Source organism: Mesorhizobium sp. WSM4306 (assembly GCF_007003975.1).
Taxonomy (GTDB): Bacteria; Pseudomonadota; Alphaproteobacteria; order Rhizobiales; family Rhizobiaceae; genus Mesorhizobium.
The window spans coordinates 149,731-156,258 of record NZ_VFTC01000015.1 but is presented as its reverse complement, the minus strand read 5'-3'; the positions used below and the strand labels follow the sequence as shown (position 1 = coordinate 156,258).

At 63.3% G+C, this 6,528-nt stretch carries 8 protein-coding genes; 3 read left to right on the top strand and 5 right to left on the bottom strand.

Translation table 11 applies throughout. The features are described from left to right. Positions 1-26 precede the first annotated feature (26 nt). On the bottom strand, positions 27-1,355 hold the full coding sequence (locus FJV77_RS18965) for an aspartate aminotransferase family protein (RefSeq protein WP_142868280.1): 1,329 nt from the start codon (positions 1,353-1,355) through the stop codon (positions 27-29). A gap of 254 nt (positions 1,356-1,609) precedes the next feature. Here FJV77_RS18965 and FJV77_RS18960 point away from each other — a divergent pair, with 254 nt between their 5' ends. Beyond that, positions 1,610-2,239 (top strand): TetR family transcriptional regulator C-terminal domain-containing protein, encoded by a 630-nt coding sequence (locus FJV77_RS18960; RefSeq protein WP_142868293.1) that lies wholly within the window; start codon positions 1,610-1,612, stop codon positions 2,237-2,239. A gap of 237 nt (positions 2,240-2,476) precedes the next feature. Here FJV77_RS18960 and FJV77_RS18955 read toward each other — a convergent pair whose 3' ends face one another. Continuing rightward, positions 2,477-3,349: a helix-turn-helix transcriptional regulator gene (locus FJV77_RS18955; RefSeq protein WP_142868279.1), complete on the bottom strand. Its 873-nt coding sequence runs from the start codon at positions 3,347-3,349 to the stop codon at positions 2,477-2,479. A gap of 104 nt (positions 3,350-3,453) precedes the next feature. Here FJV77_RS18955 and FJV77_RS18950 point away from each other — a divergent pair, with 104 nt between their 5' ends. Both FJV77_RS18950 and FJV77_RS18945 read left to right on the top strand, forming a co-directional pair. Further along, a complete protein-coding gene (locus FJV77_RS18950) occupies positions 3,454-4,293 on the top strand; it encodes an SDR family oxidoreductase (protein WP_142868278.1) in 840 nt (279 codons plus the stop codon). Further along, positions 4,290-5,009 carry an SDR family oxidoreductase gene (locus FJV77_RS18945; protein WP_142868277.1) on the top strand — a complete coding sequence of 240 codons (720 nt, stop codon included), beginning with the start codon at positions 4,290-4,292 and terminating at the stop codon, positions 5,007-5,009. The genes FJV77_RS18950 and FJV77_RS18945 overlap by 4 nt, the downstream gene beginning before the upstream one ends. A gap of 2 nt (positions 5,010-5,011) precedes the next feature. On the opposite strand, the gene FJV77_RS18940 is transcribed toward FJV77_RS18945, so the two are convergent. The 3 genes from FJV77_RS18940 to FJV77_RS18930 form a co-directional block, all read right to left on the bottom strand. Continuing rightward, positions 5,012-5,389 (bottom strand): DoxX family protein, encoded by a 378-nt coding sequence (locus FJV77_RS18940; protein WP_142868276.1) that lies wholly within the window; start codon positions 5,387-5,389, stop codon positions 5,012-5,014. A 68-nt stretch (positions 5,390-5,457) separates the two neighbouring features. Beyond that, complete coding sequence (locus FJV77_RS18935) at positions 5,458-5,916, bottom strand: carboxymuconolactone decarboxylase family protein (protein ID WP_142868275.1); 459 nt, start codon at positions 5,914-5,916, stop codon at positions 5,458-5,460. 31 nt (positions 5,917-5,947) lie between these two features. Next, positions 5,948-6,466, bottom strand: coding sequence for an Rrf2 family transcriptional regulator (locus FJV77_RS18930; RefSeq protein WP_142868274.1), 519 nt, complete (start codon positions 6,464-6,466; stop codon positions 5,948-5,950). Between the last annotated feature and the right edge of the window lie 62 nt (positions 6,467-6,528).

Below are 6,528 nucleotides of genomic sequence, written 5' to 3'. Positions count from 1 at the left end.
GGGGAGGGGTATCCGCGCCCAGTTTGTCAATCTATCGCCCTCAGCACTTCACGCACATGGTCGATCAGTTCGTTGATCTGGCCCTTGGTGATGATCAGCGGCGGCGACAGCGCGATGATGTCGCCGGTGGTGCGGATCAGCGCGCCGCGCTCGAACGCCTTGACGAAGGCCGAGAAGGCCCGCTTGGTCGGGCTGCCGGCGATCGGCGCCAGTTCGATCGCGCCGATCAGGCCGATATTCCTGATGTCGATGACATGCGGCTCGCCCTTCAGCGAATGCAGCGCATCTTCCCAGTACGGCGCGAGCTCCTCGCCGCGGGTGAGCAGGCCCTCTTCCTTATAGGTGTCGAGCGTGCCGAGTGCCGCGGCGCACGCAATCGGATTGCCCGAGTAGGTGTAGCCGTGGAAGAACTCGATCATGTGCTCGGGGCCGGTCATGAAGGCATCGTGGATTTCCTTCTTCACGAACACCGCGCCCATCGGGATGACGCCGTTGGAAACGCCCTTGGCGGTGGTCATGATGTCGGGCGTGGCGCCAAAGTAGTCGGCGGCGAACGGCGCGCCGAGGCGGCCGAACCCGGTGATGACCTCGTCGAAGATCAGCAGGATGCCGTGCTTGGTGCAGATTTCGCGCAGCTTTTGCAGATAGCCCTTCGGCGGCAGGATGACGCCGGTGGAACCGGCGACCGGCTCGACGATGACGGCGGCGATGGTCGAGGCGTCATGCAGCGTAACGATACGCTCCAGCTCGTTGGCGAGCTCCGCGCCATATTCCGGCACGCCCTTGGAGAAGGCGTTCTTCTCCGGCAGATGCGTATGCGGCATATGGTCGACGCCGCCGAGAAGCGTGCCGAACATCTTGCGGTTGCTGACGATGCCGCCGACCGAAATGCCGCCGAAATTGACGCCGTGATAGCCGCGCTCGCGGCCGATCAGGCGGGTGCGCGCGCCCTCGCCCTTCACGCGGTGATAGGCGATCGCCATCTTCAGCGCCGTGTCGACCGATTCCGAACCTGAATTGGTGAAGAAGACATGGTCCATGCCCTTGGGCGCGATGTCGACCAGGCGGTTGGCCAGTTCGAACACGATGGGGTGGCCCATCTGGAAGGCCGGCGCATAGTCGAGTTCGGCGGCCTGATGCTGGATCGCCTCTGTGATCTTGGGTCGGCAATGGCCGGCGTTGACGCACCAGAGACCCGCGGTGCCGTCGAGCACCTTGCGGCCATCGCTGGTGGTGTAGTGCATGTCCTTGGCAGACACGAACATGCGTGGCGCCTGTTTGAACTGCCGGTTTGCCGTGAATGGCATCCAGAATGCGCTGAGATCGTTCGGCGTGACTTTCAGCCGGTTGGACATGACCAAGACTTCCTCTTCTAACCTGTTTCGGTGCGGCTAACGCTTGGTCTTTCCAACGCTTGGTCTTTGCTGCGTTTTCATGCTACGCAAATTTTGACCGATTGGACAAACGTTAGCACCGCCCTGTCGGCGGTCAAGGGATTACTAGCGGAAATGCGACCTCCGAAGTGCGCTCCACGGCACAGGGAAAAACTGGTCCAGAGAATTGGTCCAGATGACCCGCGCGACCAAGGCTTGGCCTTATGACCGACGCCATGGAAGGCTCCGCTCCTCGCCGCACTCGCATCCAGCAGGAAAAGCGCGAACTGATCCTGGAAGCGGCGCTCGAAGTCTTCTCCACCAACGGCTTTCGCGGCTCGACCATCGACCAGATCGCCGAAGCCGCGGGGATGTCGAAGCCGAACCTGCTCTATTATTTCCGCCGCAAGGAAGACATTCACGAGACGCTGATGGAGCGGCTGCTGGCGACCTGGCTGGCACCGCTGCGCGAACTCGACGATATCGGCGATCCCCTGACCGAACTCAGAAGCTACATCAGGCGCAAGCTTGAAATGGCGCGCGATTTCCCGAGGGAAAGCCGGCTGTTCGCCAACGAGATCCTGCAAGGCGCGCCGCGCATCATGCCGCTTTTGGAAGGCGAACTGAAAACGCTGGTCGACGAGAAGGCCAACGTCATCAAGGGCTGGATGCGCGCCGGCAAGATCGCCCGCACCGATCCCTGGCACCTCATCTTCTCGATCTGGGCGACGACCCAGCATTACGCCGATTTCGACGTCCAGGTCCGCGCCGTGCTCGGCGCCGACCGCGGCGGCGACGGCCGCTTCGAGGACGCTGCGCGGTTTCTCGAACAGCTGTTCATCGACGGGTTGAAGCCGAAGGGTTGAGGCACCGAATGGCCGAAGCGCTCATCACCTCGTCATCCACGGGCGAAGCAAGGAGCGTAGCGACGCGGCGCAGACCCGAGGATCCATGCCGCGACACATGAGCGCCGCTACGGTCCAGAATTCTGCTCTGCTGCACCCCTTCGCGCAAGTTAACGGCATGGATCCTCGGGTCTACGCGTCCGCTTCGCTACCGCTCCGCCCGTGGATGACGAAGTTGAGGGGTGCTGCCAACCAACTTCATGCGCTGCGCCGTTCCGCCGGAAATGCCTCTAGCAATTTTTCGAGCTTGGCGATCGAATTCTGCTCGGCGAGTGGCGTGTAGACAATCAGCTTCATGTCCGAGCCGTCGTCGATCGACAGGCTCATATGCTCGAACGCCATCGCGCCGGCGATCGGGTGGCGCAGATACTTCTTGCCGGACAGACGATGCACCACGTCGCGCTGCGGCCACCATTCGCGGAATTCCGGGCTGGAGCGCATCATCAGCGCAATCAGCCGCTCGAAATCCGGATCGCCGGTGTATTTCGCGCTCTCGGCGCGAAACGCGGCAAGCGTCGCGCGCGCCAGCTGTTCCCAATCGACCAGCAAATGGCGCCGGTGCGGATCGGTGAACACGCCATGGATGATGTTGCGGGCGTCGCCCTCCAGCAGGCCGTAATCGCCGAAAATGGCGACGGCTCCGGCATTCCAGGCCAGCACATCCCAGCGCGGCCCGACAATATAGGCCGGCTGCAGGACCAGGCTCTGCAGCATGTGCAACAGAGGGCCTTCGACCTTGACCGGGGTGATGCGCCGCCGCTCGGGCTGCTGGCGGCCGGCCAGTGTGAACAAATGCCGCTTCTCGGCGGCGTCGAGGCGCAAGGCCTCGCAAAGCGCCGTCAATACCTCGACGGAAGGCCGCACGTCCCTGCCCTGTTCCAGCCAGGTGTACCAGGTCGTGCCAACGCCGGCGATCATCGCCACCTCTTCGCGCCTCAGCCCGGGCGTGCGCCGCCTGGCGCCGACCGCGATGCCGGTGGCCGACGGCGAAAGCCTTTCACGGCGCGAACGCAGGAAGGCACCTAGCTCGCGCCGGCGGCTGTCTTCGGGTGATGGTGCGGAAACGTCCATGGGGCGCAGTATAGCAGTACTGATACCAGGATAAAGTTTGAACTGTTTGGGGCGCGCCGATCCCCCCATCTTGTTATCCAGAGCGAATATGGAGGCTCTCCGACATGGATCTGAAAGACAAGACAATCCTCATCACCGGCTCGACCGACGGCGTCGGCCGCGTCGTCGCGCAACGGCTGGGCGGATCCGGCGCCCGCGTGCTGGTGCATGGCCGCGATGCCGCGCGCGGCAAGGCAACCGTCGCCGAAATCGAGGCGACCGGCGGCAAGGCGGAATTTCTCGCCGCCGACCTCGCTTCGCTGGCCGAAGTTCGTCGCCTCGCTGAGGCCGTGCTTGCGAGAACCAACCGGCTCGACATCCTCATCAACAATGCCGGCATCGGCACCGCCGGCGCCAAGCGACAGCTCAGCGCCGACGGCTTCGAACTGCGCTTTGCCGTCAATTATCTCGCTGGTTTCCTGCTGACGTCGGAACTGCTGCCGCTGCTCAGGGCGAGTTCGCCATCGCGCATCGTCAATGTCGCCTCGGCCGGCCAGCAGGCGATCGATTTTGGCGATGTCATGCTGACCCATGGCTATGACGGCGTGCGCGCCTACTGCCAGAGCAAGCTGGCGCAGATCCTGTTCACCATCGACCTTGCCGAGGAGCTGAAAGGCAGCGGCGTTACCGTCAACGCCCTGCATCCGGCGAGCTACATGAACACCACTATGGTCCGACAGGCCGGCGTGACGCCATGGAGCTCGGTCGAGACCGGCGCCGACGCCATCCTCAACCTCGCGACTTCTCCGGCACTGGAGGGCCGCAGCGGCCTCTATTTCGACGGCCAAAAGGAATCCCGCGCCGACGCACAAGCCTATGACGCCAAGGCACGGCAGCAATTGCGAACCCTGAGCCTCGACCTCGTGGGCCAAGCTTCCCCAAAATCGAAGGAACAGCATTCATGAGCAAGATCGAACACACGGTCATCATCGGCGGCTCGTCCGGCATCGGCCTGGCGACGGCTCGGAAACTGCTTGGCCCGGGCATGAAGGTGACCATCACCGGACGCAACGAGGAAAAGCTGATTGGTGCGTGGAAGAGCCTTGGCGGCGCCGCCGAAAAGGCCGCCTTCGATGCTTCGAAGCCGGACGAAGTCCGTCGGTTCTTCGATGACCTCGGACCCTTCGATCACCTCGTTCTGGCTGCTAGCGGCGGCAAGGGGCTTGGCCCATTCGCGAGCCTCGACCTTGCCGATATCGCCGGCGGCGTCGACGAGAAGGTCCGTCCGCAGCTGTCTTGCCTGCAAGCGGCTTTGCCGACGCTCGACAAATCGGGATCGGTCACCTTCATATCGGCGGTATCGGCGCAGCTGACCGCGCCCGGCGTTGCCGGCATCGCCGCCGTCAACGGCATGCTGCTGACGGTGGTGCCGATCCTCGCGGTCGAGCTGAAGCCGCTGCGCGTCAATGTCGTGGCGCCCGGCGTCATCGATACGCCGTGGTGGGATTTTCTGCCCGACGACCAGCGGCAGGCGGTCTTTGCCGACTATGCCGGCAAGACGCCTGTCGGGAGGATCGGCCACGCCGAAGATGTCGCCGGTGCAATCGCCTTTCTCGTGTCCAACGGCTTCATGACCGGCCAGGTGCTGACCTGCGATGGTGGTTTGCGCTTCGCGGCGTAAACTTACAGCGACTGCGCGATCAGCGTCAGGAACCCGCCGCCCAGCGCGACATTGCCGACGAAGCCGTTGATGCGCGATGCCCGGTCCGGACCCTGATGGTCCCAGAAATTGTGGAACATCGGCGTGGCGGCGATAAGAAACAGCACCAGCACAGCACTTGCGATCGCGGTCCACACGCCTGCCATCACCAGCGCGCCGGCAACGGTCTGCAGGACGATGCCGGCCCACAGCGCCAGCTTGGCCTGCGGCACGCCGCGCGCGGCCATCAGCCCGGTCAGCAAGGTCTCGTTCTGGACATTGCGCAGGCCGGCGAAAACGAAGGCGCCGCCGAGCAACAGGCGGCCGATAAACAACAAGGTCAAAGGCAAATCGACAGGCATGAAATCCTCCCACTGAAAACAGTCGGAGCGCCGCCCTCTCGACAGCGCTCCGTTACAAAACCGGACGGTCAGGCTGCTTTGGCAGCCGGCATCGGATGAACGGCATGGAACGGAATGCAGAGCCGGTTCCAGGTGTTGATCATGCCGATTGCGACCGACAGCTTGACCAGTTCCTCTTCCGAGAAATGCGCGAGCGTGCGGGCATAGAGTTCGTCCGACACGCCATTGTTGGCGATCAGGGTCGTGGCCTCGGTCCAGGCAAAGGCCGCGCGTTCGCGCTCGGAGAACAGCGGCGATTCCTTCCAGGCCGAAACCAGATAGAGCCGTGTCTCGGTCTCACCGTCGCGCCGCGCCTCGCGGCTGTGCATCTCGACGCAGTAGGAACAGCCATTGATCTGCGAAGCCCTGAGCTTGATCAAATGCAGCAGGCCCACTTCCAGCCCGCATTCGTCGACCGCCTTGTTGAGCGCCGACACCGCCTTCATGATTTCCGGCGCCTTGGCGAAGAATTGCAGTCTCTGTTTCATCGTCTTTCCTTTCACGTCTCTCTGGCGGGGATTAAACTTGCTTGGTCGAAGCGGATTTCTGCGGCCGCTGATGGCGCGCCACAAAGGCGCAGCTGGCGGCGATCGATCTCGGATCGCCTTCTGCCTGGTAGTCAGCCACGATGTCGGACAACCGGGTTTCCGCGAGAGCCGCGCGATAGGCGCGCTCGGCCTTCAGCATCGCGGCGTTGATGCCGCACAGTTTTACATAGGCGGACGCGTCGAGCTTGACTGGCCCGTTGCGGCGGATCTCGCCGCAGCGAAACGCCGGCTCCCGCCCTTCGATCGCCAGCACGATATCGAGCAGCGTGATGCGCTCGGCCGGCCGCGCCAGCCGGTAACCGCCCGCCGGCCCGGGTACCGATTCCAGGATGCGCTCCGCCGTCAGCATGTTGAGATGCTTCAAGAGATAGCTCGGCGACAGGCCGAAAGACTCTGCCAAGGCAGCGCCCGGCATGGTGCTGTTGCCCTCCACGCTGGCAAGCGTGGCTGCGCAGTGGATGGCCGCTTCAACGCCCTCGCCCAGCTTCATAGTGACGATCTCCAGTTCGTGGATACATTTTATCGTGGATAGTTTTTATCTGCAATAGGAAA

What these genes read in the sequence shown, in the direction of transcription:
- FJV77_RS18935 (WP_142868275.1), bottom strand. Translation starts at nt 5,916, where the DNA reads ATGAAACAGAGACTGCAATTCTTCGCCAAGGCGCCGGAAATCATGAAG.
- FJV77_RS18955 (WP_142868279.1), bottom strand. Translation starts at nt 3,349, where the DNA reads ATGGACGTTTCCGCACCATCACCCGAAGACAGCCGCCGGCGCGAGCTA.
- FJV77_RS18930 (WP_142868274.1), bottom strand. Translation starts at nt 6,466, where the DNA reads ATGAAGCTGGGCGAGGGCGTTGAAGCGGCCATCCACTGCGCAGCCACG.
- FJV77_RS18960 (WP_142868293.1), top strand. Translation starts at nt 1,610, where the DNA reads ATGGAAGGCTCCGCTCCTCGCCGCACTCGCATCCAGCAGGAAAAGCGC.
- FJV77_RS18945 (WP_142868277.1), top strand. Translation starts at nt 4,290, where the DNA reads ATGAGCAAGATCGAACACACGGTCATCATCGGCGGCTCGTCCGGCATC.
- FJV77_RS18950 (WP_142868278.1), top strand. Translation starts at nt 3,454, where the DNA reads ATGGATCTGAAAGACAAGACAATCCTCATCACCGGCTCGACCGACGGC.
- FJV77_RS18965 (WP_142868280.1), bottom strand. Translation starts at nt 1,355, where the DNA reads ATGTCCAACCGGCTGAAAGTCACGCCGAACGATCTCAGCGCATTCTGG.
- FJV77_RS18940 (WP_142868276.1), bottom strand. Translation starts at nt 5,389, where the DNA reads ATGCCTGTCGATTTGCCTTTGACCTTGTTGTTTATCGGCCGCCTGTTG.